Source organism: Xanthomonas arboricola pv. guizotiae (assembly GCF_002940205.1).
Classification (GTDB): Bacteria; Pseudomonadota; Gammaproteobacteria; order Xanthomonadales; family Xanthomonadaceae; genus Xanthomonas; species Xanthomonas arboricola_C.
Genome location: NZ_MDSK01000012.1, coordinates 112615 through 133883, shown reverse-complemented (window position 1 = coordinate 133883; position 21269 = coordinate 112615). Strand labels below are relative to the sequence as shown.

At 62.5% G+C, this 21269-nt stretch carries 25 protein-coding genes; 10 read left to right on the top strand and 15 right to left on the bottom strand.

All coding sequences use genetic code 11. From position 1 onward, the window contains the following. Window positions 1–218: 218 nt before the first annotated feature. The 13 genes from hrpE (XarbCFBP7408_RS09740) to sctU form a co-directional block, all read right to left on the bottom strand. Window positions 219–476 carry an HrpE family protein gene (hrpE, locus tag XarbCFBP7408_RS09740; RefSeq protein ID WP_104562784.1) on the bottom strand — a complete coding sequence of 86 codons (258 nt, stop codon included), beginning with the start codon at window positions 474–476 and terminating at the stop codon, window positions 219–221. A 745-nt stretch (window positions 477–1221) separates the two neighbouring features. Further along, a complete protein-coding gene (locus XarbCFBP7408_RS09735) occupies window positions 1222–2265 on the bottom strand; it encodes a pectate lyase (RefSeq protein ID WP_104562783.1) in 1044 nt (347 codons plus the stop codon). 244 nt (window positions 2266–2509) lie between these two features. Next, the gene (locus XarbCFBP7408_RS09730; protein WP_104562768.1) at window positions 2510–2992 is read right to left on the bottom strand and encodes a CesT family type III secretion system chaperone; all 483 of its coding nucleotides are present in this window, start codon (window positions 2990–2992) and stop codon (window positions 2510–2512) included. A gap of 55 nt (window positions 2993–3047) precedes the next feature. Beyond that, entirely contained in the window at window positions 3048–3323 is a 276-nt protein-coding gene (gene hrpE, locus XarbCFBP7408_RS09725) for an HrpE family protein (RefSeq protein ID WP_181106380.1), read from the bottom strand. Between the two features lie 88 nt (window positions 3324–3411). Further along, window positions 3412–3654, bottom strand: a complete 243-nt coding sequence (hrpD6, locus tag XarbCFBP7408_RS09720; RefSeq protein WP_104562767.1) for an HrpD6 family protein — start codon at window positions 3652–3654, stop codon at window positions 3412–3414. A 12-nt stretch (window positions 3655–3666) separates the two neighbouring features. Then, window positions 3667–4605 (bottom strand): HrpD5 family protein, encoded by a 939-nt coding sequence (gene hrpD5 / locus XarbCFBP7408_RS09715; RefSeq protein ID WP_104562766.1) that lies wholly within the window; start codon window positions 4603–4605, stop codon window positions 3667–3669. Further along, complete coding sequence (locus tag XarbCFBP7408_RS09710) at window positions 4602–5417, bottom strand: 4-hydroxyphenylacetate catabolism regulator HpaA (protein WP_104562765.1); 816 nt, start codon at window positions 5415–5417, stop codon at window positions 4602–4604. Before XarbCFBP7408_RS09710 ends, hrpD5 begins: the two co-directional genes overlap by 4 nt. Continuing rightward, window positions 5414–5674, bottom strand: coding sequence for a type III secretion system export apparatus subunit SctS (gene sctS / locus XarbCFBP7408_RS09705; protein ID WP_104562764.1), 261 nt, complete (start codon window positions 5672–5674; stop codon window positions 5414–5416). The genes XarbCFBP7408_RS09710 and sctS overlap by 4 nt, the downstream gene beginning before the upstream one ends. Before the next feature lie 4 nt (window positions 5675–5678). Next, window positions 5679–6323: a type III secretion system export apparatus subunit SctR gene (sctR, locus tag XarbCFBP7408_RS09700; RefSeq protein ID WP_104562763.1), complete on the bottom strand. Its 645-nt coding sequence runs from the start codon at window positions 6321–6323 to the stop codon at window positions 5679–5681. Continuing rightward, complete coding sequence (gene sctQ / locus XarbCFBP7408_RS09695) at window positions 6310–7314, bottom strand: type III secretion system cytoplasmic ring protein SctQ (protein WP_429001378.1); 1005 nt, start codon at window positions 7312–7314, stop codon at window positions 6310–6312. The genes sctR and sctQ overlap by 14 nt, the downstream gene beginning before the upstream one ends. Window positions 7315–7356: 42 nt before the next feature. Beyond that, complete coding sequence (sctP, locus tag XarbCFBP7408_RS09690) at window positions 7357–8016, bottom strand: type III secretion system protein SctP (protein WP_104562762.1); 660 nt, start codon at window positions 8014–8016, stop codon at window positions 7357–7359. Next, window positions 8016–9938 carry an FHIPEP family type III secretion protein gene (locus tag XarbCFBP7408_RS09685; RefSeq protein WP_104562761.1) on the bottom strand — a complete coding sequence of 641 codons (1923 nt, stop codon included), beginning with the start codon at window positions 9936–9938 and terminating at the stop codon, window positions 8016–8018. Before XarbCFBP7408_RS09685 ends, sctP begins: the two co-directional genes overlap by 1 nt. Before the next feature lie 8 nt (window positions 9939–9946). Next, window positions 9947–11020 (bottom strand): type III secretion system export apparatus subunit SctU, encoded by a 1074-nt coding sequence (sctU, locus tag XarbCFBP7408_RS09680; protein ID WP_104562760.1) that lies wholly within the window; start codon window positions 11018–11020, stop codon window positions 9947–9949. A gap of 213 nt (window positions 11021–11233) precedes the next feature. Here sctU and XarbCFBP7408_RS09675 point away from each other — a divergent pair, with 213 nt between their 5' ends. The 9 genes from XarbCFBP7408_RS09675 to sctC all read left to right on the top strand — a co-directional run bounded on the left by XarbCFBP7408_RS09675 (window position 11234) and on the right by sctC (window position 18856). Next, window positions 11234–11689 (top strand): HrpB1 family type III secretion system apparatus protein, encoded by a 456-nt coding sequence (locus XarbCFBP7408_RS09675; protein ID WP_104562759.1) that lies wholly within the window; start codon window positions 11234–11236, stop codon window positions 11687–11689. 33 nt (window positions 11690–11722) lie between these two features. Next, window positions 11723–12118, top strand: a complete 396-nt coding sequence (locus tag XarbCFBP7408_RS09670) for a type III secretion protein HrpB2 (RefSeq protein ID WP_104562758.1) — start codon at window positions 11723–11725, stop codon at window positions 12116–12118. Window position 12119: 1 nt separating this feature from the next. After that, entirely contained in the window at window positions 12120–12884 is a 765-nt protein-coding gene (sctJ, locus tag XarbCFBP7408_RS09665) for a type III secretion system inner membrane ring lipoprotein SctJ (protein ID WP_104562757.1), read from the top strand. A 9-nt stretch (window positions 12885–12893) separates the two neighbouring features. Next, entirely contained in the window at window positions 12894–13523 is a 630-nt protein-coding gene (locus XarbCFBP7408_RS09660) for a type III secretion protein HrpB4 (RefSeq protein ID WP_104562756.1), read from the top strand. After that, on the top strand, window positions 13508–14209 hold the full coding sequence (gene sctL, locus XarbCFBP7408_RS09655) for a type III secretion system stator protein SctL (RefSeq protein WP_104562755.1): 702 nt from the start codon (window positions 13508–13510) through the stop codon (window positions 14207–14209). The genes XarbCFBP7408_RS09660 and sctL overlap by 16 nt, the downstream gene beginning before the upstream one ends. Next, window positions 14199–15527, top strand: a complete 1329-nt coding sequence (gene sctN, locus XarbCFBP7408_RS09650; protein ID WP_104562754.1) for a type III secretion system ATPase SctN — start codon at window positions 14199–14201, stop codon at window positions 15525–15527. The genes sctL and sctN overlap by 11 nt, the downstream gene beginning before the upstream one ends. Then, a complete protein-coding gene (locus XarbCFBP7408_RS09645) occupies window positions 15520–16029 on the top strand; it encodes a type III secretion protein HrpB7 (protein WP_104562753.1) in 510 nt (169 codons plus the stop codon). Before sctN ends, XarbCFBP7408_RS09645 begins: the two co-directional genes overlap by 8 nt. After that, window positions 16026–16856 carry a type III secretion system export apparatus subunit SctT gene (gene sctT, locus XarbCFBP7408_RS09640; RefSeq protein WP_104562752.1) on the top strand — a complete coding sequence of 277 codons (831 nt, stop codon included), beginning with the start codon at window positions 16026–16028 and terminating at the stop codon, window positions 16854–16856. The genes XarbCFBP7408_RS09645 and sctT overlap by 4 nt, the downstream gene beginning before the upstream one ends. Window positions 16857–17029: 173 nt before the next feature. Continuing rightward, window positions 17030–18856, top strand: a complete 1827-nt coding sequence (gene sctC, locus XarbCFBP7408_RS09635) for a type III secretion system outer membrane ring subunit SctC (RefSeq protein WP_104562751.1) — start codon at window positions 17030–17032, stop codon at window positions 18854–18856. Window positions 18857–18934: 78 nt separating this feature from the next. On the opposite strand, the gene xopA is transcribed toward sctC, so the two are convergent. Continuing rightward, the gene (gene xopA, locus XarbCFBP7408_RS09630) at window positions 18935–19273 is read right to left on the bottom strand and encodes a XopA/Hpa1 family type III secretion system protein (protein WP_104562750.1); all 339 of its coding nucleotides are present in this window, start codon (window positions 19271–19273) and stop codon (window positions 18935–18937) included. Window positions 19274–19648: 375 nt separating this feature from the next. On the opposite strand from xopA, the gene XarbCFBP7408_RS09625 reads away from it, so the two are divergent. Beyond that, window positions 19649–20218 carry a lytic transglycosylase domain-containing protein gene (locus tag XarbCFBP7408_RS09625; protein WP_429001380.1) on the top strand — a complete coding sequence of 190 codons (570 nt, stop codon included), beginning with the start codon at window positions 19649–19651 and terminating at the stop codon, window positions 20216–20218. Window positions 20219–20302: 84 nt separating this feature from the next. Here the strand turns inward: XarbCFBP7408_RS09625 and XarbCFBP7408_RS22730 are convergent, their stop codons facing one another. Continuing rightward, window positions 20303–21157: a hypothetical protein gene (locus tag XarbCFBP7408_RS22730; protein WP_429001786.1), complete on the bottom strand. Its 855-nt coding sequence runs from the start codon at window positions 21155–21157 to the stop codon at window positions 20303–20305. Between the last annotated feature and the right edge of the window lie 112 nt (window positions 21158–21269).

The window sequence follows — 21269 nt, the reverse complement described above, 5'->3', positions numbered from 1 at the left end:
GCGCACTAGGGATCTCGTTGCGACGTGTCATGCCGGCAATGTTGTCGCCGACTCAACAGAATTCAAGGGTTTTGTTAGCCGCTCTTAGCACCGTCTGGACATCCAGCAGGCCCCGTGATTCGCTCATCTGCCGGGCGATCACCCCGGATCGGGTGTTGCTTATCTGCCGGGAAACGCGCGCAGGGCTACCGACTAGCCCTGCGTCATGTCAAATGCCCTTACTGACCGACCAGGCTTTTTGCGTTGTCGCCGGCCTTACCGATGTACTTGTTGAGCGATACATTGTAATCAAGGTCGTTTTTGAGCATGGTGATTGTGCTGTTCATGTGCTTCTGATCCGCGTTAGATGTGCCGAGATCGTCAAGCAACGAATCAACCTGCTGGTTTGCCGCATGCGTTGCACCGGCACCGGAAAGTCGACCTTGGCCGGCGACCCGCTGCAGTTCATGTTGCTCCAAAGCCGGGTATTGGCCCATTCGTATCGCCTCATGTTGCTCCATAAATGGGTGTTCGCCCATCTGCAATGGCTGATGATCCAGAGATGGATCTCTGTCGCGTTGAGCCATCCCATGGTGCTCCATGGATGGATCGCCGCCCCTCTTTTGCCACCTGCCGGGACGCGTCCCCAGGGACGCCCTCAGCCCTGACAGCTCCGGCGACTCAGGCGTCGTGACGCTTGCAAAGCTGGGCGCAGCGGGAGATTGAGACGACTGGCCCCAGTGATGTATGTCATCCGATTCAGCTGCGGAGGGTTGGGGCGACCCGGATAATTCGGAGAGCGGAAGTCTCATGTCTGTTCACCTTCATTCAAGATGTTTGAAGTGGCTAGCGTGAGTAGGGAGGTTTGCCTCCCCCGCCCACTTACTTTCCCCCCGCGTGCCGCTAGCGATGACGTAGATCTGGAAGATCTCGACGTTAACCCGAAGCGATGCACTGGCACCGCGATCTGATGGTCGTAAGAAATTCAGGTCGGGTTCGCGATCCGGAAGGAATCTGTGACAATCCTCCGCCGACAGCACGTTGGCTCGCTTGGGGCTTTTACCAGTCCCTGTTGACTTCGACTTGAGTGTACTGTTGGCAGGACTGCGAACAGGGAAGCGAAAAAAACGGGGTAGCGAACACGTGTTGTGTTACGGAGCACGGCGCAAGCCAGCTGACGGATGCTGCAATCAGACACAGCATCCGCCGGGCGACCAAAGCACAGTTTGGCCAACGGCGGCGTCAGCCGCTGTAGGCTTTATGGCCAAAACTTTTCGCCCCGGTGGCCTGCGACGCGTTGGGGGCAATCACCTCGTCAGGTGCATCGGTCGCAAGGTTTGCCAGTGTCACCGTCGCGCCGGGTGCGTCGGTGCGGAACACCGCTTCCTTGACCTGGTCAAACTCGCAGTTTTCGACCCGAAGGTTCGTGTCGATATCGGTATGTCCACCATTGGTACGGAAGACCTTGCCGGCGCCCTCGACAGTGTCACCCGACATCATGACATCGGCAGCGCCGTTGTCCTGCACGACCTTGTCTGAGGCATTCTTGAATGTGCAGTTGATGATCTCGACCTTCGGCCGGCCGCTGAGCTCCGGGCTGCAACCTGCAATGCCGGCATCATGCTCGCGGTTTCCCTGGCCATCGATGGTGACCGCATCCTCGCTGACATCTTCGTTGACACAGTTGACCATCTTGCCGCTGCCGATGAAATGCACACCGTCGCCACCGCCTTTCATATGGACGTTGCAGAGGCTGCCGCCGTCCTCGACGACGAACAACGGCTGCTGGTGCTCGTTCTGTGAGCCATCACCAAGTCCAGGCCCGCCGATGTAGGTCTGGCCCTTGCCATCGAAGACCTCGCCCTTGTGCACCACGATGGGCTTGTTCTGGATGCCGGGCGGCGCGGTGACGACCTTGCCGGTAGGAAGTGGCGCCTGCGATCCGGCTGGGCCTGGCATGCCCGGAGTACCGTTGGTTGGCGTGGGCGTTGCCGAGTGAGTCGGAGTGGTGGTGGATGTGCCGCTGTAAGTTTCCGTTCCGTTGCTGCTCCCCCTTCCGGAGGTATCGCTGCCGTTACCACCGTTGTTCCCATTCCCATTCCCATTGCCGGTACCGCTTCCGTTTTGCCCGCCTGAGTTGGTGGAACACGACGGGTTCGATGGCGGCATCGATGGCGATGACGATGGTGTCGGATTGATATCGTTCGGCGGTTCAGGGCCATTGGACGGTTTGTTACCAGCCTGCAGCATGTCGCTGAGCATGCGTTGCAGACAGTAAGCCACCATGCTCATGATCACCGCAGTCAAGGCTTGTCGCTGCGAGGGGGAGAATGAGGACGGCTGTAAGCACGCTGTGGTACTTGAGGGAATGGCGAGATTCATTGACAAATGTCCTGTGCGAGTGAAGTACGGGCCGAGTCACGCAGACGGGAAAGGCTACTCTGCCACCGGCGGCGATGCGCAGCGACGCTGTGGATGGAGCTGCTACCGATTGCAGACACAATCGGCCCGATGCGGAGTTCAACGTGCATCACGCGCGTAGCCATAGATAATTTCCCGTCGCGATTCCTTCGAACATTTCGTCGTGTGCAATGAAGATGTTGTTGTTCCAATAACGGCCATGCTCGGCATAGTGGGCGAGCAGGTCGCAGATCCACGCGCCGTCGACATCATCGTCCAGCGGGACGCGCACGATCAGAACGATCACGCCGGCATCGTTTAAGCCGAGTTGCGCCTGGTCCTGCGCGTACACCGACAGGTTGGCTTCCAACAACAGCCGAAACACCGTCAGGGTCCGTCCTGCAGGAGCAAGGCCATAGGAGATTCGTAGGAAGAGTGCTTCTTCCTCCGGCACTTGCTGTGCTTCGTCGTCGGCCTGGGCTGCGGGCATATGCAGATAGACTTCAAACCCGTCCACCCACAGCACACGTCTGCTGAGCACCCCCTGCACATCCGTCAGGTTCAGCGCTTCGCATATCTGCTGGACGATCGCTTCGAATCGGGCGTTGCTCATCTGCCGTGAAACATGCGCAGGGCGGTGGATTAGCCCTGCGTCATGTCAGAAGCCGTTACGAACCGACTAGCTGTTTGGCGTTGTCACCCGCCTTGCCAATGAATTTGTTGAGTGTCACGTTAAAGTCGAGATCGTTCTTGATCATAGTGATCTTGTTGTTCATTCTCTTTTGATTCTCACCACTGGCGCCGAGGCCATCTAGTAAGGAATCGATCTGCCCGTCTGAGCCGTTTAGAGCATTCTGATTAGAGTAGTCGTTCTTGAAGCCGGCCAGCTGGCCATCCTTTCCCTGATCGAAGCGGGAGTGGAGTGAATCTAATTTCGAAAACATATCGGGACTCCTCAGAGGTGGGTGCGTAACATATATAGCGCCTGATGGCGCGGTTTTACTTGGTCGACACGACCAAGGAAATCAATGATCAAGGCATGCCGGCGATATGAGCGACGATGCTGCGGGCAGCATTGATGCCCTCGTGCAAGACGGTAAGTTCGTTTCGCGCAACCTGATCGTTAGCTGCGGACCAGTGCCCACGGATCTGCTGCGCTGTCGCATCAAGCGCGGTCTCGACGTTGAGCAGCCGCTCGCCGGAGACGTCCAGTGCCTTAGTCTGTAATATCTTGCTCATATCCTGAGTGACGGTGTCGGTCATTGCATCGAACATGGTACGGCTCTCTCACGGCGCCGCTTGCTGCGGCAGGAAAGTCAGATGCTTAGTGCCGTCCGGCGTCTCGACGTAATGCAGCCCGTCGGCGAGCAGAGCTGCGTCGTAGTTTGCGGGGGGCTTCACGGACGGGTCTTGCTGGCTGATCTCAACATGCAGCGTGCGGATCTCCGGGCCTAGATCGCTGCGTATATCGGCGATGCGTCGGGTCGCACGCTCGGCGTTGTCGCTGCTTCCGGTAATCGAAAAAACGCCATTACCGTCGTAACGCACGCTGAGGTCGCGGTCCGCCAAGGTGTCGCGCAGCGTTGCCAGTACCTCGTCCACTACCATTACATCGGCAGTGACGGCTTGATGGTACCGATGCAACTGGGCGCGCAGGCGGGCCGCGTCGGCGCTGCTGGTCACCAGGCCTACCACCCGCACGCGCGTGCCAATTTGCTCCACACGCGCTTCGCGCAAGCCAAGTTGCTTCAGCAAGGGTCTGACCTGATTGGCTTGGTTGTCCTGATGCTGCGAGGTGGCAGCGTGGGAAAGAAACGCCGGGTGCAGTGAGGGCAGCAACGCTGTGGCGGCCAGCGCTAGCACGGCGCCCACCACTGCACGCATTCCCTTTCGCCTAGGCGCGGGCGGCGCCGACGTCGGGGCTGGGGAAAGCAGCCGCTCAAGCAATGCCACATCGTCTGGCCAATCCGCCGCAGCATCACCAAGGCACAGCACCAGTGGACCAAAGCGCACTGGATGCAGCGCGATAAACGATGTAGTTGGGAACGCGTCGCCGCGATAACGCACTTGACCATCATGATCCACCTCGATGATAAGCGAGCAACCAGGCCAGTCTTCGATCCGGATATCGGCTTGGGGATCTGCGCCCAGCGTGTAGCATCCTGGCTCCAAATCTAATCGTGCGCCGGCATGGATTCCTGTCAGGACGCGAAGTTGCATGGTCATGCGCGAATCTCCTGAGCGGCCCGCTCCGGGTGCTCGATCAGCAGTGTGTTCAAACGTGTGATGGCGTCCGCACGATCGACGCGTTTACGCGGTTTTTCCGCGTTGAGCAGCACCAGCGGCAGCAGTAGATGGAAATTACGCAGCGCTGGGGATGGCTCCGGTTGCGCCGGCACCAGCTCTACCAGAAGCTTGCGTAATGCCTGGACGTTTTCCGCAGAGGTGGCCGCGCTGCCTGAGAGCAGGTGCTCGCGCATCAATCTCCAGACCATGGCCGTCAACGATGTGGTGGCCGGATGGGCGATGGCGATTGCGCGCAGTTCGACCAGGGCGACCGCAAGCGCGCGTTTCCTGGTCATCGGGTCTGCGGCGCGCGTCGCCGCGTAGCGGCCGAGGACGCAGTCGACGCTTGCACGCACGCCGGGGTCCGATTGCAGCGGCGACGCGCCCGACCAAACAGCTGCCTGCGGATCGCCGGCCTGTGCGTTGCCGCCCTCGCCGTGCTGATCGTCCTGGCCTCGCCCCTGGCCCTGTGGTTGCGCGATTGCGATGCTGACACGGCCACGCAGCACCGACACGCGCGCCGCTTCGTCTTCTCCCTGTTCGGTGGTGTCGAACTCGTCGTCCTGGCCATCCAGCGAGCGCATGCCACGTCGACGCTTGCGCGGCGGAGCGGGGCGCAGACGCGGTCCATGCGTTACGGCGTCGGCGAGTGGCTGCACATCGGTGTGCGGCGCATCGGCGTGCTTGTGCGATACGCCGGGCGCGCTCGAAACCGACGGCGGCACGGCGCCGGGCGAAATGCGCCGGATCATGGAAACGCCGCCTGCATCAGCGCCTGGCCGAACTGCATGATCGCCGAGGCACCCCACGGCGCGGTGACCGCAATGGCAGCCACCACCACCACCAGTTTGAGCGCGAACGAAATCGATGCGTCCTGCAGTGACATCACCGCCTGGATGAAGGCGATCAGCAGCCCGGCCAGCGCGGCGACGCCGACCACCGGCAACGACACCTTGAGGCACAGCAATAGGGCATCGGAGGTGAATCGCACAAGATCGTCGTGGTCCATGCCGTCACCGATAACTCAGAACCAGGCCGTGGATCAGCATGGACCAGCCATCCATCGCCACGAATAACAGCAGTTTGAATGGGATCGCCACGTTGGTCGGCGTCACCTGCGAAAGCCCAATCGCCATCAATGCATTGGCCACCACCAAGTCGATGACGATGAACACCAGATACAGCAGAAAGCCGATGCGGAACGCATCGGTCAATTCGCTGAGCGTGAATGCCGGTGCCAGCACGAGAAGATCGTCAGCCTTGAGCGTGTCGGCCTTGTCCTTGGGCCAGATCTGCTGCGCAGAACGCATGAAGAAGGCCTTTTCGCGCTCGCGGGTGTGCTTGAGCAGAAACTGCCGAAATGGCTCGCGGCAGGCGTCGAGCAAGACCACCACGCGGTTGTTGTCTGCCCCGGCACTGTAGTTCTGCGCGGCCTTGAATGCCTCCATGCCCACTGGCGCCATCACAAAGCAAGACACCAGCAACGCGACGCCGTTGAGCACCATGTTCGGCGGCACCTGCTGCACGCCGATGGCATTGCGCAACAGGCCGAGCACCACCACGATCTTGGTGTAGGAAGTGACCACCATCGCCGCGAAGGGCAGCAACCCCAGCAGGATGACCACCAGCAGCAGCGACCCGACGTCAGGCATCTGCATGCGTAGTCTCCGCCATGCTGAGGATCTGCACGCCAAGATGGTCGCCCACGGCCAACAGCCTGCCGATGCCGATGGTCTGGCCGTAGACCACTAGGCGGACGTCGGCCTGATCCACCGGCACCGACATTTCGAGGATCTGGCCGGGCTGCAGGCCCGACAGCACCGACAGCGGCAGCGCCAGCTGGTCCACTTCCAGCTGCACCGGCAGTTCCAGTGCTGCCACATCGGTGGTGGATGGTGAGGCCTCTTGCTCGGAGATATCTTGCTGCATGGCGGGTGTGGTCTCCAGAATCATCTGTTGCAGGTTCAGGCGTACCGGGGCACGCAACACTGCGCCTCCCGGTATGCCCCAGAGCAGTTCGCCGCCGTGCAGCGGAGCCGAGGCAATGCCGCGCAGCAAGACATCGCCCGGGCGCAGCGATTGCAGCAGCGCTGCCGATGCGGTGCGCTTGCCGATGCGCAGGCTCGTGTTCACCCGCAGTGCGGCCAACCAGGCCGGCAGAGGTGTTGGCATCGCCAGCGCAGCATTGGCCGATTGCAGTGCGCCAAGCAGGAGCGGGCCGGCGGTCTCGGCGATCGCGTCGATGTCGCCAAGCGTAATGCCGATGCCGGGGGAATCGTCGGCCTCTGCATCGCGCTCGAAGGCGACGACCTCGGCAGTACCCAGTCCGAGCGGTGCGAAAGCGCTCAGGCAATCGCTCAACAGCACCCCGGCAATCGACACGCGAAGTGCGTCGTCGGCTTCGTTCAACAGCAGCGCCAGACCATCGCGTGCGGCGATCCGCAGATCCATGCTGCCGCTGTCCAACTGCAGCCGCAGCCGCGCCGCGTCCACGGCGTGGATGCCGCGGCAGTGCGTGATGAAGCCGCAGCGGCGTGCTGCACGCGCATCACCGAGCAATCTGCCCAGCTGCGCGCGCACGGCCGGTACCTGCCTCAGTGCCTGAGAGAGGGCGCGTGCCGGTGGAGCTAGGCCTGGATCGGGTGGCAAGACGGGATCCCTCCTTATGGCTATGCTGCCGCGTGTGCGGCGTCAGACAACCTCGATGCTGACATGGAGCGTGTCACTCAGCGTTGCCTTCAGTGCGGTATCCAGACGATTTTTTTCACTGCAAAGTACCTCGCGCGCGTCGGGTGAGCTGGTGTTGAAGCGAAGCGATAGCTGGTCTGGCGAAAGCCGCAAAAACAAGGTGGTTTGCGCTAGCAGGTCGTGGTTGATGTCCAGCCACGCCTCCCAGGTGCCTGAGCCGCGCACCTGCGTGGCGTTGCAGAACTCGGCCACGCGCAGCGCGATGTGATTGATGGCCATCTGCGCGCGCTGAGTGCGGATCCACTCGGTAGCGATCTGCCGCCCCAGCGCATCACTGTCATTGCGTCGAGCGATCTGTCGATGGTGACCCTGATCGAGACACAATGACGGGGCGCTTCGCACCGGCGCAGGGTCATGCTCTTCGTTGGCCACATCCGCATCCGCATCCGCAGCATCCTCAACATCGGGCTGCGGCGGATAGTCGTCGCACTCCTGCGGCAACAGAGCGTCCGGTACCGCGAGCTGCGCGCCATTCAAACGTCGTCGTAATTGCATGAAGTTGGCGCGTTGCGCCAGCCGCAGCGGCGTTGCCGGAGCCGCCGGCCGCAGCGGTGGGCCGGCGAGCGGCAGGATGCGCACATGGCGGGCGGGCGGCTTGCGCATCAGGCGACCACTCTGCCGATCGGCTGCAGCTGCACCTCCGCGCCCAGTTCCTGAAACGAATAGACCTCCAGCCAACCCAGCCGCGCCTCGATCATGCGGCGCACATAACGGCGCACGTCCATCGATGCGACCACCGCCAGTGGATGCCGCGCCTGATCGCCCACGATGCGCTCCACCTGCTCAACGAGCTGACTGGCCTGCTCCGGTGGCAGGGCCAGGAAATTGCCGGCAGGAGTGGCGCGAATCGACTGCCGGATCAGTTGCTCCACAGCATGGTCGAGCATCACTGCAGGCAGCTTCCCAGTGCCTGCGGTCGCGGTATGCGCAAGATAGCGGCCGAGATCGCAGCGCACATACTCGGTGAGCATCAGCAGATCCTTTTCCTTGGGCCCCCACACCACCAGACTCTCCAGAATGCTCTTGATGTTGCGCACCGGGACGCGTTCTTCCAGTAGCCGTCGCAACACATCGGCGATGCGCTGGGCCGGCATTGCTTTGTTGGCCTCGGCGACAAGCCCGGGATAGTCCGCGCCCACCTGTTCAAGCATCCACTGCGTCTCCTGGATGCCGACGAACAGGTGCGCGCGCGCGCGCAGCGGCGCGATGGCCTGCTGGGCCAGGGCTTTCTGCATGTCGGCGGTGTCATCCAATTCGGCGCGGGTCTCGGGGACATCGTGGATCAATACTTCGTATTGCAGATCCTGCAGTGCGTCGCTCTGCCATATCGCGATGCCCGGAAACGGCAACCCCAGCAGCTCGACCAATTGCCTGCGCTCGCTTTCGATCGCCTGATCCAGCAGCGCCGGGTCGAGCCTTGCAGCCAGTTGCGGCGACAGCCGCATCGACAAGGGCGAGGCGAAATCCGGCGCGCTTTTGCGGATGTGCGGCGCATCGCCTTTGGCGCCCTTGCGGCTGGTCGATGGCAGCGTGGGTTGGTCGGTGCCGCTGATGTCGCGTTGCTTGCGCCAGATCGTATAGCCGCCGGCACCGACCGCCGCCGCCAGCAGCAGGAACAGCAGCGCCGGAAATCCCGGCACGAACGCAAAGCAGGCCAGCAGCACGCTCGCCGCCAGCAAGGCGCGCGCATTGCTAGTGAGCTGGCGGCCGATGTCGAGCCCGAGCGAGCTGATCTTGGTCTCGTTCTCGTTGGCCACGCGGGTGATCATGACGCCGGCCGCCACCGAGATCAGCAGCGAGGCGATCTGTGACACCATCGCATCGCCTACCGACAGGATCGCAAAGCGGTTTGCGGCATCGCCCGCGCTCATGCCGTGGTAGGTCACGCCGACCACGATTCCGGCCAGGATGTTGACCATGGTGATCACCAGGCCGGCGATCGCATCGCCTTTGACGAACTTCATGGCGCCATCCATGCCGCCGTGCAGTTGGCTCTCGATGGCCAGCCGCGCGCGTTTGCGGCGTGCTTCGTCCGCGGTCAGATTGCCGCCGCGCAGGTCGGCATCGATGCTCATCTGCTTGCCGGGCATCGCATCCAGGGTGAAGCGCGCGCCGACTTCGGCAACGCGTTCGGAGCCTTTGGCGATCACTATGAACTGCACCGTGGTGATGATGAGGAACACCACCAAGCCCACCACCAGATTGCCGCCCACCACCAGCTCGCCGAAGCTCTCGATGATGTGGCCGGCCTCGGCGTGCAGCAGGATCGATTTAGTCGACGCGATGTTCAGCGACAGCCGCAGCAGCGTGGTGAACAGCAGCAACGAGGGGAACGAGGACAGCGAGATCGAGTCGGGCACGTACATCGTGGCCATCAGCAATACCACGCTCAGGGTGATGTTGATGCCCAGCAGCGTATCGATCAACGGGGTGGGCAGCGGCAGGATCATCAAGCCGATGACCGCGACCACCAGGAGGGCGATCGCCACCTCGCCGCTGTATGCGAAATACCGTGTAAGGCGCATGCGATCTCCTAGCAAGGCAGCGGGCTGCTGCCGTCGTCGTTGTCGCGGCCGAGTTCATCCACCCAGCGCAACACCACCGCCACCGTTTCGAACAGCGCCTCGGGCACCGCGTCGCCCAGTTCGACCTGATGCAGCGCACGCGCCAGCGGTGGATTGGCCACGATCGGAATGCCGTGGTTGTGCGCAAATGCGCGCAGTTCCAGCGCACCGTCGTCCACACCCTTGGCAACAACCTGCGGCAGGCCGAAACCGTCCGGCTCGTAGGCGAGTGCGACCGCGTAATGGGTCGGATTGACCACCATCACCTTGGCCTTGGCGACACGTTCGCGAGGGTCGCCGAAGACTAGTTCCTTGGCGAATTCCTTGCGCTTTCCCTTCACTTCGGGGTCGCCTTCGCTCTCCTTGTGTTCGCGCTTCTGCTCGTCCTTGCTCATGCGTTTGTCGCGAATGAATAGCCAGCGCTGTACGCTCCAATCCGCCGCCCCAACCAACAGAAAGACCAGTACCGCCAAGGCCCATAGCATGCCCAACGTACGCCAGCCGATTTGGGCAATGTCAGGCGTTGGCTCGTAGGCAAGCCCGATGATCATCGGCATGAGCGCGCGTATCCCGAACCACATCACCACGCCGATTAACATGGCTTTGATGCCCAACTTGAGCAAGTTGATTAGACCTCGCAATGCAAAGAGCTTTTTGACTCCGTTCACGGGATTGAGCGACTCGAACTTGGGCGTCACCGGTTTGAGAGAGGCATTCAGACCGGTCTGGAGAAACGTGCCGATCACTCCCGCCGCCAAGCAGGCGGCCAGGAACGGCAGCACCAGCAACAAGCCCTGAATGCTGATGCGACCGAGCGCACGGTTCATGGCTGCTGTATCGCGCGTGTTGGCGGTGAAATCGAAGCCGATCGACATCAATGTACGCATGTGTTCGAAACAGTAACTACCAGCCAGTTTCATCACCAGCAGGGCACCGAGCAGCACCGCAGCTGCGGTTACGTCCGGGCTGATCGGGATTTCCCCATCCCTGCGCGCATCCTGCAGTTTCTTTTCGGTCGGCTCCTCGGTTTTCTCATCCGACATGGCGCTCTCCGGCCACTTTTGCTGCGTGCCGATTGTGGTTGAGCCATCGTCAGACAATCCGTTTTTGATGCGAACGTGTGCGTGGGTGGGCGAAGTCGGCAAGGTTTGTTCGCCACGGTATTCCGATGTTCGCTTCTGAAAAGTTCTGCTCGGCGAGGACGCGTAGCGTTATGCACGCATGCTGTCCACAGCCATTGAATGATGAGGTGCGGTATGGAAAAGATTGAATGTCCCGCTGCGGTGGTTAGCGGGCTGATCGAACTGATCACTGTCGGGCTGACCCACGAGAAAATCGACGAGGCCGCAGCGGTGTTGGCGGCGGTGCGGGTGGTGCGGCCAGAGCTGAAGGCGCTGGATACCTTCGATGCCTGGATTGCGATCAAGCGTGGCGATTATCTGGAGGGCGCACGCCTGCTGCGCGAGCTGGAGGCCGATGCGGGCTCCAAGCCGTTGTGCAAGGCCTTGTACGCGTGCTGCCTGTTTGCGGTGGGCGACGCGTCGTGGCACGGCATTGCAGACGGACTGATCGAAGAGGACGTCGATGCCGACGCAGTCGGCCTGGTCAAGGCACTGTCCGGGCGCTACACCCCGACGCCCGAGCCAGTGGAGGCGCAGATTGAATCCGCGGTACAGATGGAAGTTCCCAACGCGCAGTATTTGCGCGCCTGAGCATCGCCAGACCCGACCCTGCCGGAGCAAGTCATGACGCTCATTCCACCCGTCCCACCGATCACCGCAGGTAGCGGTGTTTCCACGCCAGCGTTGTCGCCGACGGCGGCGGCGCCGAACCAGACGCTGGTCAGCCGCTTTCAAGCGTTGATGCAGTCTTCAAACCCGTTGCCGCCTGCCATGCAGCGTGCGGGTGAACCCAGCATGGTGAGCAGGGTGATCGATGTGCAGAACGATGGTGTGCGAACCGTGGCCGAGCATATCGATGCCTTCAGCATGCAGGCGCCGACCATGGGGCTGCAGGAAGTGACGGCGCAACAGATTAAGTTGATGCACGAGCTGACGATGGTTGGCTTCAACCTCAATGTCAGCGTCGGCGTGGCGCAGTCGGGCAAGAATGCCGTGCAAACACTGTTCAAGAACCAATAGCATGCGCGCGCTCAGATGCATGGTGGTGGTGCTAGTGGCACTGCTGCTGTCTGCCTGCAGTCAGCAGCTGTATTCCGGGCTCACCGAGAACGATGCCAATGACATGCTTGCGGTGCTGTTGCGCGCCGGTGTGGATGCGGAAAAGGTCACGCCAGATGATGGCAAGACCTGGGCGGTCAATGCACCGCACGATCAGGTGTCGTATTCGCTGGACGTGCTGCGCGCGCACGGCATGCCGCATGAGCGGCACGCCAATCTCGGCGAGATGTTCAAGAAAGACGGCCTGATCTCCACACCTACCGAAGAGCGTGTGCGTTTTATCTATGGCGTGTCGCAGCAGTTGTCGCAGACCTTGTCGAATATCGATGGCGTGATCGCGGCCGACGTGGAAATCGTGCTCCCCAACAACGACCCGCTCTCGGCCTCGGTCAAACCCTCCAGCGCTGCGGTGTTCATCAAGTTCCGTGTCGGCAGCGATCTGACCAGTCTGGTGCCCAACATCAAGACGTTGGTGATGCACAGCGTGGAAGGGCTGACCTACGAAAACGTCAGTGTCACGCTGGTGCCGGGCGGTGCGGAGGACGATGCGCAGTTCGCCGCATCGGCGCCGCCACGTACCTGGCCTTGGCCATGGCTGGTAGGAAGCGCGCTGGCGCTGTGCGTGGGGGGGGCTGCGGCAGCGCTGTATTGGTTGCCGAGCGCCGATGCGCGCCGCTGGGGCGGCTGGCAGCGCCTGCGCGCGTTGACCAGAAAAAATGCCGGGTGACGTCAGCGAATGGACGACGCACGTGTCGACAATACAGTACGGTGGATTCAACGTTGGACGGCCATGCTGGCGGCATTGGCGCAATCGCTGGATGCCGCGCGGGTAGCGCATTGGCTTGGTCCGGTCGCAGCGCTGGGCTGGGCGCAGGCGCCTGTGCATCGGCGTTTGCGCGTGATCCAGGCCTGGTCGGGGTGGTCGGGCTTGCCGCTAGCGGCGCTCGATCCGCCGGCTAGCGCGCTGGTCCTGCTCACGCCCGCCTCGCTAGCCAAGGTGCTGATCAGCCGTGCCCTGTTCTCGCGCGGACTGGCGCTGCGCCGCTGCATCGAGCGCGAGCGCCTGGACTGGTTCGAGCAGCTTGTGGGGTCAGCGGTGCTTGAGCATGTGCGCCAGCGTGCGGTCACCGGCCAGCCCGTGCCGCTGTTGCCGCGCGATGCCGATCAGGTGGCGTGGATCGGGGATGGCTGGCGTCGGATGCAGGCCGATGATGTGTGGCCCGATCCCGGCTTGGCGAAGCTGCTGGCGCTGTCCTTGCCGCTGGGCGCCGCTCAGGTGGCGCCTGTCGCCGCAGACGGCGAGAGCACTGCATTCTTGCACGCGCTTCCCACCCTGTTGCCGGAGCCGCCATGCGTCTGTGGCTGAGGTCCACACCCGAGGCGGTCGGTCTGGACTGCGATGTCATTCCGCGCGAGGCGTTGGCCTCGGTGCTGGCCCTGGATGCGGCAACCGCGCAGGTGCACGCACGTTGCGCGCAGACCTTGGCCGATGCTCAGGCATGTGCACAGGCGCTGATCGACGAGGCGCAACAGCAGGCCGAGGCGATCCTCAACGATGCCCAGGACAAGGCCGAGCGCAGCGCACGCCTGGGCTATGCAGCCGGGCTGCGCCATCAGCTCGATACGTGGAACGAGCGCGGCCTGCGGCATGCCTTCGCCACCGAGGCAGCCGCGCAGCGTGCACGCGAGCGCCTGGCCGAGATCGTCGCGCGCGCCTGCGAACAGGTCGTCCACGGGCACGATCCCGTCGCGCTGTATGCGCGTGCCGCACAGGCATTGGAGGGCGCCCTGGACGATGCGAAGGCCCTGCGGGTGAGCGTGCATCCCGATGCGTTGGACGACGCGCGGCGCGCCTTCGATGCGGCCGCGGCGGCCGCAGGCTGGAGCATGCCGGTGGAGCTGTGCGGCGACGCGAGTCTGGCGCCGGGCGCCTGCGTGTGCGAATGGGATACCGGCGTGTTCGAGTCCGATCTGCGCGATCAGCTACGCAGTCTCCGGCGAGTCATTCGCCGGGTGTTGGCCACGCCGCAGGCGGTGTCGGATGCTTGCTGAGATGCCGCTGCTGGAAACGACGCTCGAGCGCGAATTAGCCGCGCTCGCGTTCGGCCGCCGCTACGGTAAGGTGGTCGAAGTAATTGGCACCATGCTCAAGGTGGCCGGTGTACAGGTCAGTCTGGGCGAGGTGTGCGAGTTGCGCCAGCGCGATGGCAGCCTGTTGCAGCGCGCCGAGGTGGTGGGGTTCAGTCGCAATCTCGCCTTGCTGGCGCCGTTCGGCGAGCTGGTCGGGTTATCGCGCGAGACACGTGTGATCGGATTGGGGCGGCCACTGGCGGTGCCGGTCGGATCGGCGCTGCTGGGACGCGTGCTCGATGGCCTGGGCGAGCCGGCGGACGGGCAGGGCCCGGTTGCCTGCGATACCTGGGTACGGATCCAGGCGCAGGCGCCCGACCCGATGCGCCGGCGGTTGATCGAACACCCCATGCCGACCGGCGTGCGGATCGTCGATGGCTTGATGACGCTGGGCGAAGGCCAGCGCATGGGCATCTTTGCTGCAGCCGGCGTCGGCAAGAGCACCTTGATGGGCATGTTCGCGCGCGGCACGCAATGTGATGTCAACGTGATCGTGCTGATCGGCGAGCGCGGGCGCGAAGTGCGCGAGTTCATCGAGATGATTCTTGGCGAAGAGGGCCTGGCACGCAGCGTGGTGGTGTGCGCGACCTCCGATCGCTCCTCCATCGAGCGCGCCAAGGCCGCCTACGTCGGCACCGCCATCGCCGAGTACTTTCGTGATCAGGGCATGCGCGTTCTGCTGATGATGGACTCGCTGACCCGCTTTGCCCGCGCGCAGCGTGAGATCGGTCTGGCCGCCGGCGAGCCGCCGACGCGGCGCGGCTTTCCACCGTCGGTGTTCGCCGAGTTGCCGCGTCTGCTTGAACGTGCCGGCATGGGCGAGAGCGGCTCGATCACCGCGTTCTACACCGTGCTGGCCGAGGACGACACCGGCAGCGATCCGATCGCCGAAGAAGTGCGCGGTATCCTGGATGGGCATCTGATTCTCTCGCGCGAGATCGCTGCCAAGAACCAGTACCCGGCCATCGACGTGCTGGGCAGCCTGAGCCGGGTGATGAGCCAGATCGTGTCCGCACAGCAACGCCAGGACGCCGGCCAGTTGCGGCGCCTGCTGGCCAAGTACAACGATGTGGAGACCCTGCTGCAGGTCGGCGAATACCGCCAGGGCAGCGACGCAGTCGCCGACGAAGCAATCGCCAGGATCGATGCGATTCGCGATTTCCTCAGCCAGCCCACCGATCAGCTCAGCGACTATGAAGCCACGTTGGAGCAGCTTGCAAACGTGATCGACGATGCGTGAGCATGCGAACACCTGGGCAACATTGCAGCAGCTGAAGACGCGCCGCTGCGAGCGTATGCAGGAGCGCCTGAGCGATTGCAAGCATGCGCTGGAACAGTGCGAGCGCGAACGCGCCAATTGCAGTCAGGAGGCGGACGCCTGCACCACGCGCCTTGCTACGTTCGACGCTGCGCTGGTCGACAAGGCCGGTGCGGGTGAGCCGATCGGTATCGACACCATCCTGCAGCACGAGCGCTTCCGCGCAGTGCTGCAAGAGCGCTGCCGCGCTGCCGAACAAGCGCTCGCGACGGCCAGGCAGGCGCTTCAGAGCGCACGCGACGAGCTCGCATCCGTGCAACAGGCAGTGAGCAAGCTGCAGGCACAGGCGCAGGTGTATGCAGAAAAAGCTGCCAGTGCGCGCCGTGCCCGGCAAGCACACCGGGAAGCGGCAGAGGAAGAAGACGCGATCGAAGCGTTGGTGGCACTGCGCGCGCATCGTGCGGCACCCGGGGTGGCGCGATGAACGACATCGCCAACGCGTTGCTGGCGCTTTCATCTCAGGGTCTGTCGCTGGTGACGTTGCTGGCGCTGTGCGGGGTGCGTGTGTTCGTGATGTTTTCCGTGCTGCCGGCAACCGCGCAGGACAGCCTTCCCGGTATGGTGCGCAACGGCGTGATCTATGTGCTGAGCTCGTTCATCGCGTATGGGCAACCGGCTGACGCGCTGGCGAGGATCCAGGCGTCCGGCCTGGTGGGGGTGGTGTTCAAGGAAGCCTTCATTGGCCTGCTGATTGGATTTGCCGCATCGACAGTGTTTTGGATCGCCGAGAGCGTCGGCCTGCTGATCGACGATCTGTCCGGTTACAACAATGTGCAGATGACCAATCCGCTCAGCGGGGAGCAGAGCACGCCGGTCTCCACGGTGTTGATGCAGCTGGCGATCGTATCGTTCTACGCGCTAGGCGGCATGTTGATGCTGCTCGGCGCGCTGTTCGAATCGTTTCGCTGGTGGCCGTTGAGCCAGCTCTCGCCGGACATCGGGGCAGTTGCCGAGTCGTTCGTTATCCAGCAGACCGACGGCATGATGTCAGCAATCGTCAAACTGTCCGCGCCGGTGATGTTGGTGCTGGTGCTGGTGGATCTGGCCATCGGCTTCGTGGCGCGTGCCGCCGACAAGCTGGAACCTTCGAATCTAAGTCAACCGATCCGTGGAGTGCTTGCATTGCTGCTGCTCGCCTTGCTGACCAGCGTGTTCATCGCGCAATTAGGCGAAGCACTCGGCTTCCTGCATTTCCAGCAGCAGCTTCACGATGCCGCCACCATTAGCGGCAAGGGAGGCGCATCGCGCTGATCTTTGTTGAGACTTCCCCAGCCATGCGCTGCCTACACTGATCGCACGACCGTTGGATGTAAGGCCGACGCCTTGGTGCGCGGCTCGGCGGCACCAGCACGCACTCCCGGCCGACGCCTGCATGCCAGGCGCCGCCCTAACGACTTCTTTCACTGCCTCACAGAGGGAACGCCATGGCATACGCCCGTCCTACAGTTCACCGCCACCGACGCGCGCCGTTGGCCGCCGCACTGCTGCTCGGCCTGCTGCCGCTGCTGCCGCCGCATGCCAATGCCGCGCAGGTGCCGTGGCATTCGCGCACCTTCAAATACGTTGCCGACCACAAAGATCTCAAGGAGGTGCTGCGCGACCTGTCCGCCAGTCAATCCGTCACCACATGGATCTCACCGGAAGTGACCGGCACGCTCAGCGGCAAGTTCGAAGCCAGCCCGCAGAAGTTCCTCGACGATTTGTCTGCAACGTTCGGCTTCGTCTGGTACTACGACGGTGCCGTGCTCAGAATCTGGGGCGCCAACGAAACCAAGAATGCGACCTTGAATCTGGGTGCGGCATCGACGGGTGCGCTGCGCGATGCGCTTGCTCGCATGCAGTTGGACGATCCGCGCTTTCCGGTCCGTTACGACGAGGCGGCGCACGTGGCGGTGGTGTCCGGCCCGCCGGGGTATGTGGACACCGTCACCGCGATCGCCAAGCAGGTCGAGCAGGGCGCACGCCAACGCGACGCTACCGAAGTGCAGGTTTTTCAGCTGCATTATGCGCAGGCGGCCGATCACAGCACCCGCATCGGTGGGCAGGACGTCCAGGTCCCGGGCATGGCCAGCTTGTTGCGTAGCATGTACGGCGTGCGTGGCGCGCCCGCTGCAGCGCTGCCCGGGCCGGGCGCCAATTTCGGGCGGGTGCAACCGATCGGCGGTGGCTCTTCCAATACCTTCGGCAATGGCGGTCAGGGCCAGAACGGCGGCGGCAGCAACACCGGCATCCTAGGATTGCCCGCCTCGTGGTTCGGTAGCGGATCGTCGTCCGAGCGGGTGCCGGTCAGCCCGCCGTTGCCGGGCAGTGGCAATGGCGCCAATGCGCCGGCCAGCGTGTGGCCGGAGATGAGCCAGGCCCGCCGCGATACGCCGCTGTCGGTGGACGCCGGCAGCGGTGGCGAGCTGGCCTCCGACGCGCCGGTGATCGAAGCCGACCCGCGCACCAACGCAATTCTTATTCGCGACCGCCCGGAGCGGATGGCCGCCTATGGCACGTTGATCCAGCAACTCGACAACCGGCCCAAGCTGCTGCAGATCGATGCCACCATCATCGAAATCCGCGACGGCGCCCTGCAGGATCTCGGCGTCGACTGGCGTTTCCATAGCCGGCGGGTGGATGTACAGACCGGCGACGGGCGAGGTGGCCAGCTTGGCTACGATGGCACCTTGAGCGGGGTGGCGGCTACAGGGGCCAACGTGCCATTGGGTGGCACGCTGACTGCGGTCCTGGGAGACGCGGGGCGGTACCTGATGACGCGCGTCTCGGCGCTCGAGCAGACCGACAAGGCTAAGATCGTGTCCACGCCGCAGGTGGCGACGCTGGACAACGTGGAAGCAGTGATGGATCACAAGCAACAGGCATTCGTGCGTGTCAGCGGTTATGCATCCGCAGACCTCTACAACCTGTCTGCAGGTGTGTCGCTACGCGTCTTGCCGAGTGTGGTACCGGGTTCGCCAAATGGGCAGATGCGCCTGGATGTGCGCATCGAAGACGGGCAGCTGGGTGACAATACCGTAGATGGCATTCCTGTCATTACCTCTAGTGAAATCACCACGCAGGCGTTCGTCAACGAGGGCCAGAGCCTGCTGATCGCCGGCTATGCCCAGGATACCGATCAGACCGCTCTGAACAAGGTCCCCGGGCTGTCCAAGATTCCAGTGGTCGGCAACCTGTTCAAGCATCGCCAGCAGAGCGGACAGCGTCTGCAGCGGTTGTTTTTGCTGACACCGCATATTGTCTCGCCCTGAGCAAAGTGTCGGGGGCGCTGTTGATGCTGTAAAACGTGCAGGCTGCCACATCACGCGGCAGCCTGCACGCCTTGCCTGTCAGGCCTGGCCGGTGAGACCCGAAAAGTTTGCGTTGAAGCCGCCGCCCAAACTGGTGCCGCCTTGGTTCTGCATCAGCTGCATCACGATCTGCAACAGCATCTGCGTCAACGGACTCAGGCCGTCCTGCTGCTGTTCGTTTCCACAGTCCTGATTAGCATCGCTGCCTTGGCTCTGCTGGAGCATCATCATGATGAACATAGCGAGCAGCTGATCCAGCTGCTGCTCGGAGTCTGCCGAGGGCGAACGCTGACTGGCATCTTGGGCTTGCTGGGGCCCGATGCCCATCGTCTGCAAGGCGCTGGTATTCGAAAAATTGGTTCCGATGGATGAGTCCATGGTGATTCCCGTCTCATGTGGGTGAAATGGATACATCGCGGATTGCCGGAAAGCTGCATCGGCAAGAGCGCAACGGGAGCGCTGTGCCGCCCCCGACCACAAGGTAGAATAGGCAAGTGTGAAACATCGGCCAGGACGCGAAAGTGAGCTTTTTCTTGCGAACCTGGCCGCCGAAAATGCGAGGAAAACGCTAGAAGGAACCTATGTAATAGCAATGCGCACTTCGATTTCGTTTATGTCATAGGCGCTTCGTCGGAGGCATGCATGCATGTGAAAAATGCCGTTATGGTGCTGCGCTTGAGTGGAGCGATGGATCAACCGGTGTGCGTGTCGCTTCGCTGGGTTGCTGAATCTAACGACGATCAGATGAAAGGCATGACAGATACCGATACGACCAAGTGTCCGTCCGTGCACGGCACGCGTGTTTGGCGTCCGCAGCATTGGGCCACGCCCTCTAGGAACATGCGCGTGAGCGAGCGATGGTACGCATTCCGGCCCTGGTTTGCTGTCGCGCCTGGGCGACACGTGTTGATTGCAGCAACACTGTTGTGTGTCGCGCCGCTTGCACGCGCAGACTGCTTTGAAGAAGCCGCAGGTTATCAACATGTCAATCCATGGGTGCTACGCGCTATTGCGTGGCAAGAATCACGTGGCCGTGCCGATGCAATCCATCGCAATGGCAACGGTACGATCGATTATGGAAAAATGCAGATCAATTCGATCCACCTGCGGCGTCTTTCCAGCTACGGAATTTCCAGGGACGCGCTGATGCATCCCTGTGTCAGCGTATATGTGGCGGCGTGGCGGCTGCGCGAGATGACTAATAAGTATGGGAATACCTGGGCCGCTGTGGGCGCCTATCATTCTGAAACGCCAGCAGAGCGCGATAGATATGCGCATGCCATTCACTCGATTCTGATCAGGCGCGGTGTGATTATCGAATGACGCTGTTGCGATTGCAGCGATGCATGTAGTGCAGCGCACCACCGTGCCTACCGGGTGGCAGGCGCGGTAGCTTGAGCGTTGTGCTTACCCAGCCTGCACGCGAGATGCTTCGGCTCCGCGAACTGCTGCCTCGGCCTGCCAGGTGGCGCCGATGATCTTATATTGCATGCCGGCGGCCACGCCAGATATCGTATTGGCGAGCAATGCGCTGCGTGCAGGCGACAACCCGAGCCAGGCACCAATCATGTTGATGGCGGTACCAAGCGAGATATTGGAATTGATGGCGGCCGTCCGCGCGACCGAATGGTCCATGACCCGCTCGTGATCCTCTCGTTTCCCCTTTAACGCGGGTTCCCAGATTTGCATCGTCCCGGCTTCGTCGGCTTCGTCGGCTTCGTGCTGGGTGACGTTGATCCAGTCCAAGGTCTCCAGGACTGTATTCAAGGCCGTGGCCACTGCCGCTTGACGAAAGATGACACTGGTCGCCTCGCTTTTGGTGAGAGGCGAGTTCAGCCCGGCCCAGCGGTTCCTGGCTGCTGCAAAGTTCGGCGATGCCAGCTCGTTCGATGCCAGGTTAGTCAGCACGTTGGCCATACCGTAGAACCTGCCAGCGCTGGTGATGTGCGGATCGCTGATTCCGCCATTGGTGGGGCCAGCCATTCCCACCATCCTGAATGTTGCCTGGATGGTGTCGCGGGCTGCCGCATAGGCGACGATCTTCAGGTCGTTGGCCAGCAGCCTGGCGGCCGTCTCCGGTTCGCCGGATGCCTTGCCGGACGCGCCCAGGGCGATGTTGCTCAGGATGCCGGCCAGCGCGAGCCGGGTGACCAGATCCGAGCAATGTTGCTGCTCGGCTTTCTTGTCGTCGCGTTCGTCTTCAGACAATGCATCCCATTGTTCGTGACTGAGATTGTGGAAACCTCGCGCAGCAGCATCCAAGGAAGCTCTGAACAACTCCTCGATAGACTTCTGATTGACGCCTGAGGCTGGAGGCATCACGCGTAAGTGATTGATTTTCAAAAACGGAGATTGTCGCGATCAAGCGAAATCC